At 69.4% G+C, this 18,867-nt stretch carries 16 protein-coding genes, 1 pseudogene and 1 riboswitch; of the genes and pseudogenes, 13 read left to right on the top strand and 4 right to left on the bottom strand.

What is annotated here, in order from left to right; genetic code table 11:
* Positions 1-142 precede the first annotated feature (142 nt).
* The 7 genes and pseudogenes from QH196_RS21270 (at position 143) to QH196_RS21240 (ending at position 9,495) form a co-directional block, all read left to right on the top strand.
* On the top strand, positions 143-2,803 hold the full coding sequence (locus QH196_RS21270) for a primosomal protein N' (RefSeq protein WP_280417569.1): 2,661 nt from the start codon (positions 143-145) through the stop codon (positions 2,801-2,803).
* Between the two features lie 566 nt (positions 2,804-3,369).
* Positions 3,370-4,038: a PadR family transcriptional regulator gene (locus tag QH196_RS21265; protein ID WP_280417558.1), complete on the top strand. Its 669-nt coding sequence runs from the start codon at positions 3,370-3,372 to the stop codon at positions 4,036-4,038.
* Positions 4,039-4,100: 62 nt separating this feature from the next.
* Positions 4,101-5,114 (top strand): lipase family alpha/beta hydrolase, encoded by a 1,014-nt coding sequence (locus tag QH196_RS21260; protein WP_432279526.1) that lies wholly within the window; start codon positions 4,101-4,103, stop codon positions 5,112-5,114.
* Positions 5,115-5,260: 146 nt separating this feature from the next.
* Complete coding sequence (gene def / locus QH196_RS21255) at positions 5,261-5,803, top strand: peptide deformylase (RefSeq protein WP_033241625.1); 543 nt, start codon at positions 5,261-5,263, stop codon at positions 5,801-5,803.
* Positions 5,803-6,723 carry a methionyl-tRNA formyltransferase gene (gene fmt, locus QH196_RS21250; RefSeq protein WP_280417557.1) on the top strand — a complete coding sequence of 307 codons (921 nt, stop codon included), beginning with the start codon at positions 5,803-5,805 and terminating at the stop codon, positions 6,721-6,723. Before def ends, fmt begins: the two co-directional genes overlap by 1 nt.
* Positions 6,724-7,640: 917 nt before the next feature.
* Positions 7,641-9,065: pseudogene (locus QH196_RS21245) on the top strand (RsmB/NOP family class I SAM-dependent RNA methyltransferase); the annotation flags it as partial.
* Between the two features lie 76 nt (positions 9,066-9,141).
* Positions 9,142-9,495 (top strand): MmcQ/YjbR family DNA-binding protein, encoded by a 354-nt coding sequence (locus tag QH196_RS21240; RefSeq protein ID WP_280417556.1) that lies wholly within the window; start codon positions 9,142-9,144, stop codon positions 9,493-9,495.
* Between the two features lie 47 nt (positions 9,496-9,542).
* Here QH196_RS21240 and QH196_RS21235 read toward each other — a convergent pair whose 3' ends face one another.
* The 3 genes from QH196_RS21235 to QH196_RS21225 form a co-directional block, all read right to left on the bottom strand.
* A complete protein-coding gene (locus QH196_RS21235; RefSeq protein WP_280417555.1) occupies positions 9,543-11,708 on the bottom strand; it encodes a molybdopterin oxidoreductase family protein in 2,166 nt (721 codons plus the stop codon).
* A 113-nt stretch (positions 11,709-11,821) separates the two neighbouring features.
* Positions 11,822-12,760, bottom strand: coding sequence for an RNA polymerase sigma factor SigF (locus QH196_RS21230; protein WP_432278177.1), 939 nt, complete (start codon positions 12,758-12,760; stop codon positions 11,822-11,824).
* Complete coding sequence (locus QH196_RS21225; protein WP_280417554.1) at positions 12,757-13,179, bottom strand: ATP-binding protein; 423 nt, start codon at positions 13,177-13,179, stop codon at positions 12,757-12,759. The genes QH196_RS21230 and QH196_RS21225 overlap by 4 nt, the downstream gene beginning before the upstream one ends.
* A gap of 187 nt (positions 13,180-13,366) precedes the next feature.
* Here QH196_RS21225 and rpe point away from each other — a divergent pair, with 187 nt between their 5' ends.
* The 6 genes from rpe to QH196_RS21195 all read left to right on the top strand — a co-directional run bounded on the left by rpe (position 13,367) and on the right by QH196_RS21195 (position 18,175).
* On the top strand, positions 13,367-14,038 hold the full coding sequence (rpe, locus tag QH196_RS21220) for a ribulose-phosphate 3-epimerase (RefSeq protein ID WP_280417566.1): 672 nt from the start codon (positions 13,367-13,369) through the stop codon (positions 14,036-14,038).
* Positions 14,039-14,441: 403 nt separating this feature from the next.
* Positions 14,442-14,573 carry a hypothetical protein gene (locus tag QH196_RS21215; protein ID WP_280417553.1) on the top strand — a complete coding sequence of 44 codons (132 nt, stop codon included), beginning with the start codon at positions 14,442-14,444 and terminating at the stop codon, positions 14,571-14,573.
* 652 nt (positions 14,574-15,225) lie between these two features.
* Entirely contained in the window at positions 15,226-15,846 is a 621-nt protein-coding gene (locus QH196_RS21210; protein WP_280417552.1) for a riboflavin synthase, read from the top strand.
* 78 nt (positions 15,847-15,924) lie between these two features.
* Positions 15,925-17,169 carry a bifunctional 3,4-dihydroxy-2-butanone-4-phosphate synthase/GTP cyclohydrolase II gene (locus tag QH196_RS21205; protein ID WP_062974001.1) on the top strand — a complete coding sequence of 415 codons (1,245 nt, stop codon included), beginning with the start codon at positions 15,925-15,927 and terminating at the stop codon, positions 17,167-17,169.
* A gap of 28 nt (positions 17,170-17,197) precedes the next feature.
* On the top strand, positions 17,198-17,677 hold the full coding sequence (gene ribH / locus QH196_RS21200; RefSeq protein WP_280417551.1) for a 6,7-dimethyl-8-ribityllumazine synthase: 480 nt from the start codon (positions 17,198-17,200) through the stop codon (positions 17,675-17,677).
* Positions 17,678-17,695: 18 nt separating this feature from the next.
* Positions 17,696-18,175: a PH domain-containing protein gene (locus tag QH196_RS21195; protein ID WP_280417565.1), complete on the top strand. Its 480-nt coding sequence runs from the start codon at positions 17,696-17,698 to the stop codon at positions 18,173-18,175.
* Between the two features lie 287 nt (positions 18,176-18,462).
* On the opposite strand, the gene QH196_RS21190 is transcribed toward QH196_RS21195, so the two are convergent.
* The gene (locus tag QH196_RS21190; RefSeq protein ID WP_280417564.1) at positions 18,463-18,777 is read right to left on the bottom strand and encodes a DMT family transporter; all 315 of its coding nucleotides are present in this window, start codon (positions 18,775-18,777) and stop codon (positions 18,463-18,465) included.
* A 15-nt stretch (positions 18,778-18,792) separates the two neighbouring features.
* A riboswitch (guanidine-III (ykkC-III) riboswitch) is annotated at positions 18,793-18,860 on the bottom strand.
* Between the last annotated feature and the right edge of the window lie 7 nt (positions 18,861-18,867).

The raw sequence follows: 18,867 nt of genomic DNA, 5'->3' as shown, positions 1-18,867 counted from the left end.
CACGTTCCGCGTGCCGCAACCTGCCGCCGACACCCCCGGGGACATCGAGTCGCCGGGGGTGTCGGCTGCTTCGGGGGAACGCCGAGGTGCGCGGCGAGCCGGGAAATCTCCCCCTCCCGGCCGGCCACCGGTATCGCATCCGATCGCCCGGGTACTGCCCCTGCTCACCCCGGCTCATCTCGACCGCGATTTCGACTATCTGGTGCCACCGGAGTGGGACGAGATCGCCCGGCCCGGGGTACGGGTGCGGGTGCGTTTCGCTGGGCGGCTGGTGGACGGCTACCTGTTGTCCCGGCATACCGAGACCGACCATCCCGGCAAGCTGGTGCGACTGGAACGGGTGGTGTCGGCAGAACAGGTACTCACCCCGGAGATCCTCCGGCTCGCCACGACCGTCGCCGCCCGCTGCGCCGGAACCCGCGCCGATGTCCTGCGTTTGGCGATACCGCCGCGGCACGCGCGCGTCGAGAACGGTGGAGCCGGAAAGAAGGAATCCGGCGGCGCGGTACGGGCGGTACCGCCGCGTAGTGGGGGCCGGTCGGAGGTGGCCGGACCCGCTACCGGGGAGACCGGGGCCGGCCGGTGCCCGACGTCGAACGAGACCGTCCCGGCACCGGACAGTGGCTCGCCCCCAGCCGGTGGCGACCATGTAGCGGCCGGCATCGCGCCGCCGCGGGCGGCCGATGGGCGGGAAGCGGAAGATGCCGCGCGGATGTCGATCGATGACCACGTACCGTCCGGGGGAGAACCGGAATCGGCCGGGGTCGAACAAGCGCCGGTCGACGAGCAGCGGGTCTCGGAGGGCGCCGAGCAGGCGTTGGACGGTGGCGATCGGGTGCGGGCCGGAGCGGCGGGTGTCGTCGCGACGGATGCGGACCGGCCGCAGACCGCGGATTGCCAAGAAAGCCGTGGTGATCGAGCATCGGAGCACGGTCGGCTCCGCGCAGATGGCGCGCCGAGCGATTCGCGAGTCGGGCCTTCCGAACAGCGCGATTCGCGCGTCACCCACAATTCTTCGGGGGCGGCAGACGCCGGTTCCGGCGATCCACGGTATGCGGCCGCTTCGGCGGTGACGCCGGGTTCAGCGGACCCTGGCAACCCTCAGGAGGTCGGTGGGGCCGTGGGCGGGCCATCGATTGCCGATACGGAGGTCGGCGCGGGGACCGTTCCGGCCGGCGTCGACCTCGCGGCCTGGCGGCGGTATCGACACGGGGAATCGTTTCTCACCGCACTCGCCGGGCGCAAAGGTCCGCGTGCAGCGTGGCAGGCGCTACCGGGGGAGAACTGGGCGCGCCGGCTGGCCGAACTGACGGCCGTCGTGGTGGCCGGTGGCCGCAGCGCGGTCCTGATGGTCCCCGACCAGCGCGACCTGGACCGGGTACTGCGCGAATGTGAAGCCCTGGTCGGGGAATCGGCGGTCGGGCTCTCGGCGGGGCTGGGTCCGGCGGCACGATATCGGCGCTGGCTGGCCGTTCTGCGGGGGACCGCACGGGTCGTGATCGGCACCCGCAGCGCCGTTTTCGCACCGGCCGCCGATCTGGGGCTCATCGCGATCTGGGACGACGGTGACGACACCTACGCAGAACCCCGGTCCCCGTACCCGCACGCCCGGGAGGTGGCGATGCTGCGGGCGCACGAGACCGGGGCGGCGTTCGTGGCCGCGGGTTTCGCGCGGACCGCGGAGGTGCAGGCGGTAGTGGAATCGGGCTGGGCACATGATCTGCTCGCCGACCGGGCCACGGTGCGGGCAGCCTCTCCCCGGATCGGGGCGCCGGGCGACTCCGATGCGGCACTCGACCGCGACCCCATCGCGCGCGCGGTCCGGATTCCGGGCGCCGCCTTCGCCGCCGCCCGCCAGGCGCTCGCCGCGGGGGAGGGTGTGCTGGTGCAGGTACCGCGCCGCGGGTATGTCCCCGCTCTGGCGTGCACCAAATGCCGCACCCCCGCCCGCTGCCGGCAGTGTGTGGGCCCGCTGTCCCTACCGGAGGGCGGTCCCGCGGACCCCGCCGCGCAAGTCGCACACAGCCCGGTGTGCCGGTGGTGCGGGCGGACCGAGGCCGCTTTCCGCTGTCCCGGGTGTGGCGGACGGGTCCTGCGTGCCGTGGTCATCGGCGCCGCCCGGACCGCGGAGGAACTCGGCCGGGCATTTCCCGGGGTGCCGATCCGGGGGTCGAGCGGCGCCGCGATGCTCGACACCGTCGAACCGGGGCCGCAGGTCGTGGTGGCCACGGTCGGGGCCGAACCACTGCTACCCGGTGGCTACGGAGTCGGTTTGCTGCTGGACGGGTGGGCGCTGCTGGGCCGCGCCGACCTCCGTGCCGCCGAGGACACACTGCGCCGCTGGCTGGGCGCCGCCGCCCTGGTGAAACCTGCCGGCCGGGTGCTGGTGATGGCCGATCCGGGTGTGCCGACCGTGCAGGCGCTGCTGCGGTGGGATCCGGCCGGGCATGCGGCTGCCGAACTCGGCCAGCGCACGGAGGTCGGGTTTCCGCCCGCGGTGCGAATGGCCGCGATCGACGGGACGCCCGATGCGGTGGCCGAGCTCCTCGCGGTCACCGAACTTCCGGCCGCCGCCGAAGTGCTGGGCCCGGTACCGCTGCCCGCCACCGCACGTAAACCGTCGGGCTCCCGCGCCGACGACGACCGTGGTGGACCGGTGGAGGTCGAGCGGGTGCTCTTACGTGTTCCCCGGCCCCAGGGCGGTGCGCTGGCCCGTGCACTGGTCGCGGCGCAGGCGGTCCGCAGCAGTCAGCGTGCGGAAACTTCGGCGCGCGTGCAGATCGATCCCCTGGATATCGGCTGATCGGTATTCGCCCGTGGCGTGGCGGGTCTGCGTAGCGTCCCGTTCGCTTCCGCAGGTGGCCGGCGGCGGTCTCGGGTGCCGCCGTGTGGCGGCGCCCGTTCCGGAGGTGGGACAGCCGCCCTGCCCCCTCGTGCCTGTAGTCGACGGTCTGGGCTATCCACGCTCGGTGGTAGTACCGGCGTGGCTTATCCGGAGGTCGATCGGCGAGGGCAGCGAAGCGCCGAGGCGCTCGTAGGCCACCTCTTGCTCGGGCGGTGCAGCTGTGGACCGCCGCGGCCATGTATCGGCACCCTCCCTGGTCAGCGTGCTCGACGCACCACATGACTCGACGTCGCTGCCGGTTACTGCTTTGCGCCGTGGCCGCGGTGCGGGATGCGAGTACCGCCGACATCGTCGTGGCCGTCCGACGCGCTCGGCCGGCGCGCACAGGTTGTCTGACGGCAGGCTGCCGGTTCCGGCCGGAATGGTCGGCGACGCCACAATCTCGGGCCGAGGGGTTGCCATGGATAGATTGCCGATATATCGTCGATGCTATGCAAACCGATCGAGTAGCTCAGGAGGCTGCAATGGAAGACATGGAGAACACGGACTTTCGCAAGGAACGGCTCCGCTGGGCCCGGCGTCATCGTCCCGATATGGAACACGGGCCCGGCCGCGGCGGTTTCCGGCACGGTGGCCCGCCCGGATTCGGTGGTCCGGGTTTCGGCCCGGGCTTCGGGCCCGGTTTCGGCCCTGGTTTCGGTCCGGGCTTCGGCCGTGGGCGCGGACGGGGCGGCCGCGGGCGGCGCGGGGATGTACGGGCGGCGGTGCTGCTGCTGCTCACCGAACGCCCGATGCACGGTTACGAACTGATCCAGCAGATCCGGGAACGCAGCGAGGATCTGTGGCGGCCCAGCCCGGGATCGGTCTACCCCGCGCTGTCCCAGCTGGAGGACGAGGGCCTCATCACCATCGAGAAGGTCGCCGGCCGCAAAACCGCGCAACTGACCGAGACGGGCACCGCCTACGTCACCGAACACCGGACCGAACTCGGTGACCCGTGGGCCGAGGTCAAGGAAGGCGTCGGCGCGCACACCAACGATCTGCGGGCGCTGGTCCCCCCGCTCATGGGCGCGATCGCGCAGGTCGCGGGTGCCGGCACCCCGGAACAGGTGACCAAGGCGGCTGATGTGCTCACCGAGGCACGCAAAGCGCTGTACCGCATCCTGGCCGGCGACGAGGACAACCCGAAGTAACGGGGTGATCAAGACCTCGGCCACCGGTTTTCCGTCGCGCCGGGAGGGTGGAAGATTATGTGGTGAAACGTTTTCTGTGGTCGGCCCGCCCGCGCGGCGGGTTAGGCAGGCGGGTGCTGACGGTCTTCGTCGCACTGGCTGGGTCGGTGTTGCTCGGCACGTCCGTGGGCACCGCCCAGCCCGCCGGATATCTCCCTCCGGAAGTCCCTACCGGATGGGCGCCGCCGCAGGCCGACCATCTCGGCGCTGTGCTGTACATGAAGGATCATCCCGCCGCTGTCCCGCGGGGAGTCAACGATTTCGGTTGTGTCCCGGACGCCTCCCATCCGCGTCCGGTGGTCCTGGCCCACGGCACCGATGCGAGCGCCTACACCGATTGGTCGGCCATCGGTCCGCGCCTGGTCGACGAGGGGTTCTGCGTTTTCGCACTCAACTACGGCGGTAAACCCGGCGCGGTCAGCTTCGGCACCGAGGACATCGTGCTCAGCGCCCATCAGTTCGCGGCATTCGTGGACCAGGTGCGGGCCGCCACCGGGGCGACCCAGGTGGACCTGGTGGGCTTTTCCCAAGGCGCCAATATGACCCGCTATTACATCAACAAACTGGGCGGCGCGCCCGCCGTCGCCACCTGGGTCGGTCTCGCATCCCCCACCTACGGCGGTGTCATGTACGGACTGGTGCCGCTGGCGCAGCAGATTCCCGGCGCGCTGACCGTGGCGGAGAAGACGATCTCGGTGGCGGCCGTGCAACAGGCACAGGGGTCGCCGTTCATGCTGGATCTCAATGCCGGCGGCGATACCGTCCCCGGCGTCCGGTACGTGACGATCGGCAGCCGGGTCGACGAGATGATCCAGCCGTTCGGCAATATCGCATTGCGCGGGCCCGGGGTGGAGAACATCGTCGTGCAGGATCGCTGCCCCGCCGACCTCACCGGGCACTTCCACATGGTGTACGACCCGTTCGTAGCGCAACTGGTGCTCGAGGTACTCGACCCGGGCCATGCGCCGGAACCGGTCTGCGTGCCGGTCGCGCTCGGCACCGGGATTCCGCAGGTGATCATCGGCGGCAATATCTGAGTGGTCCCTGCGCTCCGGGTCGAGCGCGCGATGCTCGCCGCTGCGCGGCAGTGGCCGGGCAGGAAGACCCCGTACGTGCCGGCGGGTGCACGGGGCGACCTAGAATGGATTCTTCCTGCCCTGTCTCATGTCTCCGGGAGCCGACCTTGACCGTCCAGTCCGTCCGCCTGTTCGGCGATCCGATCCTGCGAGCCCGCGCGACCGAGGTCACCGAATTCGGCCCCGAACTGCGGCAGCTGGTGACCGACCTGACCGACACCATGTACGACGACGGCGGGGTGGGGATGGCCGCGCCACAGATCGGAGTCGGACTGCGGGTCTTCGTCTACGACACCCGGGATGCCCGCGGCCACCTGATCAACCCGGTCTGGACCGCGCTCGACGACGAGGAACAGATCGGACCGGAGGGCTGCCTATCGATACCGGGGGTCAATCACGACACCCGCCGGGCAATGCGGGTGCGCGCGAGCGGGGTCGATATGACCGGTGCACCGGTCGAGTTCGAGGCCGAGGGTTTGCTGGCGCGCTGCGTCCAGCACGAGACCGATCACCTGGACGGCACCCTTTTCATCGACCGCCTGGATCCGCCGGACCGCAAGCAGGCCATGCGCACCATCCGTGAGTCGGACTGGTTCACGGCCGGTATCACCGTCCGGCCCAGTCGCGCACTGGCCGAGCGGGACCGCTGATGCGGATCGTCTTCGCCGGTACTCCCGAACCGGCCGTGCCGTCGCTGCGCCGGCTGATCGAATCGCGGCACGAGGTGATCGCCGTGGTCACCCGTCCCGACGCTGTGGCCGGGCGCGGACGGAAATTACAGCGCTCGCCGGTCGGGCAGCTCGCCGACGAATACGGGATCCCGGTTCTGACACCGCGCAAACCCGCCGAACCCGAATTCGCCGAAGCGCTCACGGAGCTCGCGCCGGACTGCTGCCCGGTGGTCGCCTACGGTGCGCTGCTACCCGCGGAAATCCTCGATATCCCCCGCCACGGATGGATCAACCTGCATTTCTCGCTCCTTCCGGCATGGCGCGGCGCGGCGCCGGTACAGGCGGCCATCGCGGCGGGTGACGAGATCACCGGGGCCTCCACATTCCGGATCGAAACCGGCCTGGACACCGGACCGGTCTACGGCGTGGTGACCGAACGGATCGCCGTCACCGATACCGCCGCAGATCTGCTGGGCCGGCTGGCCGACAGCGGGGCGGCCCTGCTGGAACAGACACTGCACGGGGTGGAAGACGGGACCTTGCAGGCGATCCCGCAATCCACCGAGGGCGTGTCCTACGCACCGAAGATCACGGTGGAGGCGGCGCAGGTGCGCTGGGATCAGCCCGCCCTCGCGGTCGGCCGCGCCATCCGGGCGGTGACACCGCATCCCGGTGCCTGGACGACCGTGGCCGGTAGCCGGCTCAAATTGGGTCCCGTGGAACTGGTCGAGGAGGCGCTGCCGGAACGGCAGATCGACGTACGCAAAACCGGCGTCTATATCGGCACCGCGACCACCGCGGTGCGGCTGGACCGGGTGCAGCCGCAAGGTAAACGCATGATGGCGGCGCTGGATTGGGCGCGGGGCGCCCGCCTGGAACCCGGCGCGGTGGTCGAATGACCGGCCCTGCCGGCTCGCGGCCGCGCGGCTTCCGGCGCCACCCGAAACCCCAATCCACGGGCAGCGGGGCCGGCGGCGTGGAACGCGATTCGAACACAGACCGTAGCGCGACGGGGCACGGCCCCGGATCGCGCTCGCAGGACCGATCCGGTACCGGACGCGATCGCCCGGGTTCTGCGGACTCGCCGGACGAGGGACGCGCCGGCAGGCGGCCGAAGGATACGAAGCCTGGTGGTTCCTACCGGGACGGAACCGGTCGAAACACCGATGGCGGCGACCGCCGGGGCGGTTCCGCGGCGGGGGAGCGGCGGACAGGACACGAGAGTGCCGACGGTGACCGGCGTAGGGACGCCGGGCCTGGCGGGAAATCATCGCGCTCCGGCGGGGAACGGGGTGACAGGCCGGGGCGTCGCGAACAGCAGGGGCGCCCGTTCGGCTCCGCGGCGGGGAAGCCGCGGGAGCGCGACCGCCCGGCCGGTTCGGCGCAGGGCGACCGCGGTAGGGGCGTCGGATACGGCGGGAAATCATCAGGGTTCGGCGGGGCACGGCCCGACTACCGGGGTGAGGGTCCGGGTCGGCACGAAAAGCAAGGGCGCAGGCCGGATTCGGGCGGCCGCGCGGCCGATCAGGGCGCGCCGGCACGCGGCGGCCGGCCGGATTCCCGATACCGCAGTGAATTCGGCGAGGACCGAGCGGATCGCGCGAAAGGCCGCCGCGAGGGCGGCCCGCGTTCACCCAAGGGCAGGGACACGGGCGCAGGCGCAGGCCGGCGCGGCCGAGAGGAGCGGGAACCCGGCACGCGGCGCGGCGATACATCCGGGCGGTCCGCAGGCCGCGGTAGTTCCCCGGCGGCCGAGGGCGGCGACAGGCGCGGTGCGAAGGGGCCTGGCCGGCGCGGCGACGACCACCGGCGTTCGGAGGAGGGATCCAAGACACCCAGCGCCGGTAAACGATCCGGTGCCGGCCGGACACGCCCTGGACGTGGCGAGTCCGCGGCGCGACCGAAACAGGTCAAGGATCCGGCCCGCACCGTCGCGCTGGAAACCCTGCGCGCGGTACGCGAGCGGGATGCCTACGCCAACCTGGTACTCCCGGCATTCCTGCGCGAGTACTCCGTGCAGGGCCGCGATGCCGCACTGGCCACCGAACTGGGGTACGGCGCGTGCCGCAGCCTCGGCGTTCTCGATGCGGTGATCGCCGAATGCGCCGGCCGCGAGATCGCGGATATCGACGGTCCACTGCTGGATATCCTGCGCCTGGGCACCTATCAATTGCTGCGCACTCGTGTCGAACCGCATGCCGCCGTGCACACCGCGGTGGAACTCGCCCGTGCCGAATCCGGGTCGAGCCGTGCCGGATTCGTCAACGCCGTACTGCGCAGGGTGACCGAACGCTCGCCGGACGACTGGGTGGCGCGGCTGGCCCCACCGGACCCGGTCGGCCGGCTTGCCTTCGAATACGCACATCCGGAATGGATCGCCCAGGCCTTCGCCGACGCGCTCGGCCCCGATGCGGGTGAACTGCGTGACCTGCTCGCCGCCGACGACGCCCGCCCCGTGGTGCATCTGGTGGCCCATCCCGGTGATATCACCGCCGAGGAACTAGCTCTCGTCACCGGTGGTGAGGAAGGCCGCTGGTCCCCGTACGCGGTGTATCTGGAGGGCGGCGACCCGGGATCGCTGGAACCGGTCCGCGAGGGGATGGCAGCGGTCCAGGACGAGGGCAGTCAACTCGTCGCGCTCGCGCTCACCCGCGCCTCGCTGCACGGGCCGGATACCGGTCGCTGGCTCGACCTCTGCGCCGGGCCGGGGGGTAAAACCGCGTTGCTGGGTGCGCTCGCCGGTATCGACGGCTACCGGGTGGATGCGGTGGAACCGTCCGCGCATCGTGCCGAGCTGGTGCGTTCGGCGACCCGGGACATGCCGGTAGAGGTGCATATCGCCGATGGCCGGGACAGCGGCCTGCCCGCCGGTTACGACCGGATCCTGGTGGACGCCCCGTGCACCGGGCTGGGCGCCCTGCGCCGTCGCCCGGAGGCCCGCTGGCGGCGCACCCCGGGAGATGTCGCGGACCTGGTGGCGCTGCAGCGCGAACTGGTGACCGCTGCGTGGGATCTGCTGCGACCCGGTGGTGTCCTGGTCTACTCGACCTGCTCCCCGCACCTACCCGAAACCGTCGCGGTGGTGGCGGATACGGTGCGCCGCACCGGGGCCGAACAGTTGGACGCCCGCGAGCTGCTACCCGGCGTCACCGGACTCGGCAGCGGGCCCACGGTGCAGTTGTGGCCGCACCGGCACGGCACCGACGCCATGTTCGTGGCCGCACTGCGCAAACCGCAGTAGCGCGGCAGCCCGGCTCGCGCACGGTAGGCGACGGATTTCCAAGCCCGCCGGCACCGCCCCGGGCAGACTCGGTGGTATGAGCCTCACCTGGGAGAACGTGGTCCGACTCGCCACCGAACTGCCGGAGGTCGCGGAATCGACCTCCTACCGGACCCCGGCGCTGAAGGTATCGGGCAAAAGTTTCGCCCGATTGCGCACGGACGCCGAGGGCGGTCTTGCGCTGCGCTGCGAGATGACCGAGAAAGAAGCCCTGCTGGCCTCCGGCGATCCGGCCTTCTACACCACCGCGCACTACGACGGATATCCCTACATCCTCATCGACCTGGAGCGCGTCGACACCGGGCAATTGCGGGAACTGCTCGACGCCGCGTGGTGGCTCGTCGCTCCGGCGAAGCTGCGCAAAACGAGGGATCGGGGGACCGGTGGATAGCTGTACCGCCGGCGCGATCCGCGTGAACCACCCGGTGACTCGGCGTATCAGCCGGCGGTGGCCGTCGCTGTCCCGGCCGGTTCGATCCTGACCCAGGTGCTGTTCACCGCGGCAGTCCCCGAGATACGGTCCACCTGCTCCGGATCGTGCAGCAGATTGACATTCGCGCCCGGAAGTGCGGCCGCCACGGTCCAGCCGACCCCCGGTTCGCCGTGACCCCAGCCGTGCGGGATGGCCACCGTCCCGGGCCGGATATCGGCGCTGACCTCCACCGGTACCGCGATGGCACCGGTCGGCGAACTCACCGTCGCCTGGTCACCGTCGGCCAGGCCGCGCGCGGCGGCATCGTCGGGATGTATCAGCGCGGTACAGCGGTCGCGGCCCTTCACCATCGACGGCACATTGTGCAGCCACGAATTATTGCTGCGCAGGTGGCGGCGGCCGATCAGGCGCAGATCGAAACCTTCGCCGCGTGCGGAACCGGCGTCGGCGAGCAACCGGCGCGCTTCGGCGACGAAGGGTGCCGGGGCGAGCTGCACCTTCCGATCGGCGGTGGCGATGAGGGACGGCAGCCGGGGCCGCAGGGGTCCCAGATCGATTCCGCCGCGGGCTGCGCGGACTTTCGCCAAGGTGACGCCGCGGCGGCCCCGGCGCAAAACACCGTATGGGCCGACCGCGATCCCCAAGGCCGCCGCGCGCAACGGGCTGAATCGCGCGAATACCGCGTTGAGGGCCCGGCCGGTCAGCGAACGCAACGGCAGCGGCAGGATCTCGGTGGTCAGCCGGGCCATGATCTCCCAGTCCTCGAGACCGTCCGCCGGGGCATCGACCGCCCGCGCGTTGTAGCGAATGTTGTTGTGCACGCTGAACATGGTCAGCAGGATGTCGAGATCCTCGCGCTCCAGCGGCGATACCGGCGGCAGGATGATATCGGCGTGGCGGGTGGTCTCGGTGATGTACATATCCACGGCCACATAGAAATCCAGCGAGCTCAGCGCCTTGTCCAGCTGCCCGCGCTGCGGGGTGGACAGGACCGGGTTCCCGGCATAGGTGATCATGGCGCGGATCTGTTCCGGCCCCTCGTCCAGGATTTCGGAAGCCAGAGCGGCCACGGGCAGTTCGAAGCGGAACGATTTGTACTTCCCGGAGCGGTCGGTCCAGGCACCGTGGAACGGCGGCATCCGCCGCGCCAGCGGCAGCAGATCCACCGCGGGGGTGGCGTACATCTGGCCGCCGGGCCGGTCGAGGTTCCCGGTGACCGCGTTGATGGTGTTGACCAGCCAGTGGGTGATCGTGCCGGTGAGGGTCTGGCAGACCCCGATCCGGGCGTACATCACCGCCGATTTCGCCGCGGCGTGCTCCCGGGCCAGCCGCCGGATGGCCGCCGCGTCGACCCCTGCGTACGGTGCCGCCTCCTCGGGGGAGAACCCGGATACCAGCTGCCGCAATGTCTCCGATCCGGCGCACTGTGTGCGGACGGCGGTCCGGTCGCACAGGTCCTCGGTGAGCAGTACGTGCAGGACGGCCAGCAGCAGGTACGGGTCGCCACCCGGCAATACGGCGAGGTGTTCGTCGGCCAGCCGCGCGGTTTCGGTACGCCGCGGATCGATCACCACGACCTTGCCGCCCCGGGCCCGCACCTGCTTGATGCGGTTCTTGGCGCCCGGCATGGTGGTCACCGAACCGTTGGACACCGCCGGGTTGGCGCCGATGATCACCAGCCGATCGGTGCGGTCGATATCGGCGATGGGCATCAGGAAATTCGAGCCGTACATCTGCCAGGCCACGAACTCCTGGGGGAACTGATCGATCGAGGAAGCGGTGTAGAAGTTTCGGGTCATCAGGCCGGCCCGCAATGCCATGGCGTACATGATCGCCGAATTGTGCGCGGCCGGATTGCCGAGATACATACCGACCGCGTGGGGGCCGTGATCGCGCCGTACCTGCCGTAGCCGGGTGCCGACCTCGCGGAACGCCTCGTCCCAGCCGATCGCTTCGAACCGGTCACCCACCCGCCGCATCGGAGCGCGCAACCGGTCCGGATCGTCGTGCAGGCCGGCCATCGCCGTCGCCTTGGGGCAGATATATCCCTTGGACAGCACATCGTCGGGATTACCTTCGATCCTGGTGACGGCCGAATCCTCGACGGTCACCAGGATGCCGCAGTGGGCCTCGCACAGGGTGCATTGCCGGGCGACGGTTTCTGTGGTCATGGCCTCACCTTGTGAATGGTTCGTTGAGATAATTACCCACTCGATCTCTCACAGATGAGGGTAGACCGATCGGCGAACCGGACACAACAGTCACCGGAAACGAACCGGCGCGCCTACTCCCGCGACGACTGTTCCCGCAGCCGGGCCAGCGTTTTCGTGAGGATTCGCGAAACGTGCATCTGCGATATCCCCATCTGCTGGGCGATCTGCGTCTGGGTCATCGATTCGAAGAACCGCATGGTCAGGATCCGGCGCTCCCGCTCCGGCAGGCCCGCCAGCAGCGGCCGGATCGCCACATACTCCTCGACCCGGTCGAACTGGGCCTCCTCCTCGCCCAGCGTGTCCAGCAGCGAGGCATCGGTATCCCGGCCGACCGACGCCGCATCGATCGATGTCGGCTGGTAGGCGTTGCCGGCGATCACCGCCTGCGTCACCTCGTCGGGGTCCACATCGAGCTCGGCCGCGATCTCCTTGGCCGTCGGCGACCGGCCCAGCGACTGCGACAGCGCATCCACCGCCGCCCCGATACGCAGGTGAGTTTCCTTCACCCGGCGCGGCACCCGCATCGCCCAGGTGTTGTCCCGGAAATACCGGCGTACCTCACCCATGATCGTCGGTACCGCGAACGACAGGAAATTCGAACCGCGCGACACATCGAAACGATCCACCGCGTGCACCAGCCCCACGCGGGCCACCTGCGTAAGATCGTCGAACGGTTCCCCGCGGCCGCTGAACTTACGCGCGATATGGTCGGCCAGCGGGATACAGCGACCGATCAGTTCGTTACGGAGCGTGGCATGCTGCGCCGACTCCGGTTCCGCGGCAGCCAACTGCGTGAACAGACCGGCGACATCGTCGTATCCGCCGGCCTGACCCGAATCCGCCAGCTCTGCCTCGGTCTCGGAATCGGCGTCCGGGGCCGACGCGGCCTCCGCAGCCGACCTGGCCTCCGCATCCGGCACGGACCCGGTGCCCCGGCCGGAATCGGGTTCCTGACCATGAGTATCGGGCGTGCCGGTGGGAGGGTCGAGCGGCTTGTCCTGTTCGGTCACGCTTTCCCCCGGACCCGACGGAACTCGACCGCTGTCGGAAATCCGGAAACCTGCTGGTCGAAGGGCTCTTGCCGGGCGTCCACGGCATCGGTCAGGGTACGCAGCACATGCCAGCCGAAACTGCGCGAATCGGGCAGCCCCTCCCGTGCCGCAACACCGGCTACCCGTACCCGCAGATCGGTCTCACCGATGGTGAACACGCAGTGCAGGCTGGTCTCGGGTGCCGCCAAGCCGATCAGCGTCGAACAGGCCTCATCTACCGCGAGCCGGATATCGGCGACCTCGTCCAAGGTGAAATCGCTGAGCAGGACCAGAGTTTCGGCGAGACCGCGCACGATCGGCAGCTGCGTCACCGATGCCGCCACTCGAATCTCCACCGGGGAGCCGTGAATCCCCTCTTCCGCCGAAGTATTGATCACTCTGGCAGGTTACTGGGTTTCCGGCGCATCGGCGCGCCCGGGGTTTGGCGCCCGCAGCACCGGCGAATCCCCGGGGCCCGCCCCTGCACGTCGGCGCGGTCGGGCGCATTCGGCGGCGTTGCCGGATCGCACTAGACTGCGCCGCGTGACTGCGTCCGAGCCCACCTTCACCCGTCCGGCGGCCCCGATGATCGCCCCGTCCATCCTGTCCGCGGATTTCGCGCGGCTGGCCGATGAGGCCGAGGCGGTGGCGAGTGCCGACTGGCTACACGTCGATGTGATGGACGCGCATTTCGTGCCGAACCTGACACTGGGTCTGCCGGTAGTGCAGAGCCTGCTGAAGGCCACCGATATTCCGCTGGACTGCCACCTGATGATCGAGGATCCGGCGCGGTGGGCGCCGCCCTACGCGGAGGCCGGTGCCTACAACGTGACCTTCCACGCCGAGGCGACCGACGATCCGGTCGCGGTGGCCCGCGATATCCGGGCAGCCGGGGCGAAGGCCGGGCTGTCGGTGAAGCCGAATACGCCGATCGAGCCGTACCTGGAGATTCTCCGCGATTTCGACACCTTGCTGGTGATGAGTGTCGAGCCCGGGTTCGGCGGCCAGTCGTTCATCGCCTCTGTGCTGGACAAGGCGAAGATCGTGCGGCGGCTGGTCGACGCGGGGGAGTTGCGGCTGGTGGTGGAGATCGACGGTGGGATCAACGCCGACACTATCGAACAGGCCGCCGAGGCCGGGATCGACTGTTTCGTCGCGGGGTCGGCCGTGTACAACACCGCCGATCCGGGCGCGACCGTGGAGAAACTGCGCGGTCAGGCGGCTGCGGCCCGGTCGCCGCACCACGCCGCACACTGAGCCTCGCCGGACCGGCCGGTGGCCCCCGGCCGCCGACGCCCGGGGTCGCTGAGGACAGGTGGCGACCGCTCGCGCAGACTGCGTCGATCACCGCCTGCTGCTGGGGCCGGGTGCCGTAGGTATCCGGCCCGGCCACCCATAGTCGGTAGCCGCTGGCTTCGTCCTCGGCGGAGGGCAGCACGATCTGGCTACCGGTGCCGGCGACCGTGGTGTAGCGGCGGAACAGTTCGGCCGCGGCGGCGGCCGGGAATTCGTCGTGCCGGGTGGGGCCGGTGAGGAACGTCCAGCGTCCGGCCCGGGGGTGTGCGAAAACCGGTCCGGCCGACCCGGCGGCCCGGAGCCGCTGCAGTACCGGTTCACCGAGCTCCGTGGGCATGGTCACCGCACCGTAGGCGGCGCCGATATGCAGCAGGATGCGGTGCGATACCGGGTCGACCACGGCCGGCAGCAGATCCCGCTCCCGGTATCGCCGGCAGTGCTGTTCCAGGGCGGACTCGGTGAATGTGGTCATGACGCTCAGGGCTTCCTCGAGTAATGGACGTGCTTGACGGGGCGCGGTCTTCCGGGGCGCGGAGCCCGCGCGGATCCACCCGGTGCTGTCACCGCGGGATCCGATGCCCGGACAACACTGTCGCTGGGGCGAGGGGTACCGGATTGCCGATCCGCGGCCATATGTTCCGGCCGCGTTGTGGTGTGTGGATCCGGTTGTTCGTGAAGGCTTGTGGCGCACGGTCTTCCGCGGCGGTGGCCGTCGTCGGGGAACTTCGTGTCCGGCCGCGCCGCGGGGTGTTCGAGGGCGGTGGACCGATCACCTCACCATATTGCGTCGGCCGGTGTGAGCGCGCAAATCGAGGAACATTTCCGGTTTCGATGCGGTCTCGGCCGGGAAAAGGTGAACTGCCGGGAACCGGTCCGGACCATATAGCTGCTCGTCGGAGCGTTCATGCGATTCGGGGTGACAATTGTGACGACGGTCATTCGACCGCAAAATTTCCGGAAGGGGTCGGCCGGACCGGCTCGGCTGTGCCGCACCGGTAGGCGATCGGAGTGACGGTGTTCCGGCGAGTGGGCGGCCATGGTTCGCGCGCGCGGGTGCCAACTAGTCTGGTCGTGGACGGCGAACTGGGAATATTCGGTACCGCTGGTGCCGTTCCGTAGGCGGAACACCGATGCGAACGGGAGAAGGCATGTTCACAGGCATTGTCGAGGAGCTGGGTGAGATCGTCGCCTGCGAACAGCTGACCGACGCGGCCCGGCTGACCATCCGCGGCAAACTGGTCACCTCCGATGCCGGGCACGGCGATTCCATTGCGGTCAACGGGGTGTGCCTCACCGTGGTCGATGTCATCGACGAGGTGTTCACCGTCGACGTGATGGGCGAAACGCTGCGCCGGTCGAGTATCGGCGGCCTCGGCCCCGGCGCGCAGGTGAATCTCGAGCGGGCCGCTGCCGTGAACAGTCGCCTCGGCGGCCATATCGTGCAGGGGCACGTGGACGGGACCGGCACCATCCTGACCCGCACGCCCGGCGAGAACTGGGAGGTCGTCCGGATCTCGCTGCCCGACGCGATCGCGAAGTATGTGGTCGAGAAGGGCTCCATCACGGTGAACGGTATTTCGCTCACCGTATCCGGGCTCGGGCGCGCCGAAACACCGGCCGCCGACGGTGCCCGCGACTGGTTCGAGGTCTCCCTCATCCCGACCACTCTCAGCCTGACCGATCTCGGCTCCGCCGCTGCCGGGACCGTGGTGAACCTGGAAGTCGATGTGATCGCGAAGTACGTCGAGCGCCTCCATCAGCGCGGTTGATACTTCCGGCCGCGCCCGGACGGGCCGGACGGACCCAGTAGTGTGATCAGCGACCAATCGAGATGGAGCATTGCAGACGTGACCAGGTTCGACAGCATCGAGCGCGCCGTCGCCGATATCGCGGCCGGTAAACCGGTCGTCGTGGTCGACGACGAGGACCGGGAGAACGAGGGCGACCTCATCTTCGCCGCCGAGAAAGCCACCCCGGAGCTCGTGGCGTTCATGATCCGGTACACCTCGGGTTATATCTGCGTACCGCTCACCGGTGACGACTGCGACCGTCTCGGCCTGCCGCCGATGTACGCGGTGAACCAGGACAAGCACGGGACCGCCTACACCGTCTCCGTCGATGCCAAGGAAGGCGTGACGACCGGTATCTCCGGCGCCGATCGCGCCACCACCATCCGGTTACTCGCCGACGGCGACGCCAAACCCAACGATTTCACCCGGCCGGGGCATGTGGTGCCGCTGCGCGCCAAGGACGGCGGGGTGCTGCGTCGTCCCGGTCATACCGAGGCCGCGGTGGACCTGGCCCGGATGGCGGGGCTGCGGCCGGCCGGCGTGATCTGCGAAATCGTCAGCCAGAAGGAAGACGGGCATATGGCCCGCACCGATGAACTGCGCGTTTTCGCCGACGAACACGAACTGGCACTGATCTCCATCGCGGAGATGATCTCCTGGCGCCGTAAGCACGAAAAGCATGTGGTGCGGGTGGCACAGGCACGGATCCCGACCCTGCACGGCGAGTTCACCGCGGTCGGCTACCAGAGCATCTACGACGATGTCGAACATGTGGCGCTGGTGCGCGGCGATATCGGTGACGGCGAGGATGTCCTGGTACGGGTGCATTCGGAATGCCTCACCGGCGACGTTTTCGGTTCGCTGCGCTGCGATTGCGGCCCGCAGCTGGACGCGGCCATGGAAATGGTGGCCGCCGAGGGGCGCGGTGTGGTGCTGTACATGCGCGGGCACGAGGGCCGGGGGATCGGCCTGATGCACAAACTGCAGGCCTATCAGCTGCAGGATTCCGGGCACGATACCGTCGACGCCAATATCGAACTCGGGCTACCTGCCGATGCCCGCGATTACGGCACCGGCGCGCAGATCCTGGTCGATCTGGGCCTGCGGTCGATGCGGCTGCTCACGAACAACCCGGCGAAACGGGTCGGGCTCGACGGTTACGGCCTGCGGATCACCGAACGCGTACCGATGCCGGTACGGGCCAATGCCGAGAACCTGCGCTATCTGCGCACCAAACGCGACCGGATGGGCCACGACCTGGTAGGTCTGGACGATCTGGATCTGGGGGAGACAGCGCAATGACCGTAGCCGGATCGAAAGGCGGAAACCGATGAGCGGCACCGGCGTACCGGAGTTCGCGCTCGCCGACGCGCAGGGGTTGCGCCTGGCCATTGTCGCCTCGCGCTGGCATACCGAGATCTGCGACACCCTCGTGGCGAACGCCAAGCGTGTGGCGGCGGATGCGGGCGTCCGGCACACCACTGTCGCCCGCTGTGCCGGTGCGATGGAACTGCCGGTGCTGGCGCAGGAGCTGGCCCGCACCCATGACGCGGTGGTCGCGCTCGGTGTGGTGATCCGCGGCGACACCCCGCATTTCGAGTATGTCTGCGATGCGGTGACCGCCGGCCTGACCCGGGTCTCGCTGGACGAGAGCACCCCGGTCGCCAACGGGGTCCTCACCACGAACAACGAACAGCAGGCGCTGGACCGGGCCGGGCTGCCCGGCTCGGTGGAGAACAAAGGCGAGCAGGCGGCCGCGGCCGCCCTCGATACCGCCCTGACCCTGCGCGGGCTGCGCGCGGCGGGCTGAACGGTGCCGGTGGTGCGTATGCTGCGGCGCGGCGGGAACCCGGGCGCGGATCAGCCGTCCGAATGGGAATTCGAGGTGCGCCCGCGTAAAGCGCGCCGGACCGCGTTCATCGTGGCCATCTGCTTGGTGGTGGCCTTCGTCCTGCTCGGGGTGTTCCTGCGGGTCGACTACACCGGGGTGAACTTCCGGGTCGTGGACCAGTTCGCGATGGCCTGTATCGGTATTTTCGGCGCCATCGCCGTACTACTGCTCACCCGGCCCCGTGTGCGCGCCGGGGAACACGGTGTGGTGGTTCGTAATGTGCTGGGCGACAGTGCATTCGAATGGAAACATATCCGGGGCGTATCGTTCCCCGACCGTAAGGCCTGGGCCCGGCTGGAGCTGGTGAACGACGACTACGTCCCCATGCTGGCCATTCGCTCCAACGACGGCGAGCGCGCCGCCGCCGCCCTGGACCGGCTCCGCGAACTCGGTACGAAGTACACCGACACCGCCTGATTCCGCCGCAATCGACGCCCTCTGCGGGCGGCCGGAGAGGCGGCACCGTAGGAGGACATTTCACCATGCGGTCGCACCCGCTGGTCGCCTTCGTGGTCCCGGGACAAACCCCGGGAACCTGATCCTGCCCGTGGACAGGACCCTCCGCTCGGCCTAGATCTGAGCGCCGGTGCGACCGCACGGGCCGAGATCACCCGCGTCGTCCGGCTCGGCCGCCGTTGTCCACCGCTACCGGTGCGACACCTGGGCGTGGCGCCGGCCTGCGCATTCGGCGCTCGTCGCGACGCTCAGTGGGCGAGTTTCAGTCCGACCACTCCGGAGATGATCATGGTCAGGAAGACCAGTTTTCCGATCGTGACCGGTTCTTCCCCGGTGGCCATGGCATAGACGACGGTGAGTACCGCGCCGATACCCACCCATACCGAGTACGCCGTGCCCACCGGCAGATCACGCATTGCATAGGCGAGTCCGCCCATACTGGCAACGAGCGCGACGACGAACAGCACCGTCGGGGGCCATTTGGAGAAACCTTCGGTTTTGCCCAGAGCGGTGGCCCACACCGCCTCCAGGACACCGGAAACCACGAGAACGATCCATGCCAATGCCATGACGACCTCCGTGGGTCGTCTTGTCGCACGCCGGGTACGACCCTCTCGTCCGGAAGCCCACCTCATCGGGGCTATGAAACCAAA

The organism is Nocardia carnea, assembly GCF_029868325.1.
Taxonomy (GTDB): Bacteria; Actinomycetota; Actinomycetes; order Mycobacteriales; family Mycobacteriaceae; genus Nocardia; species Nocardia carnea_C.
This window is presented reverse-complemented; position numbering and strand designations above follow the sequence as displayed.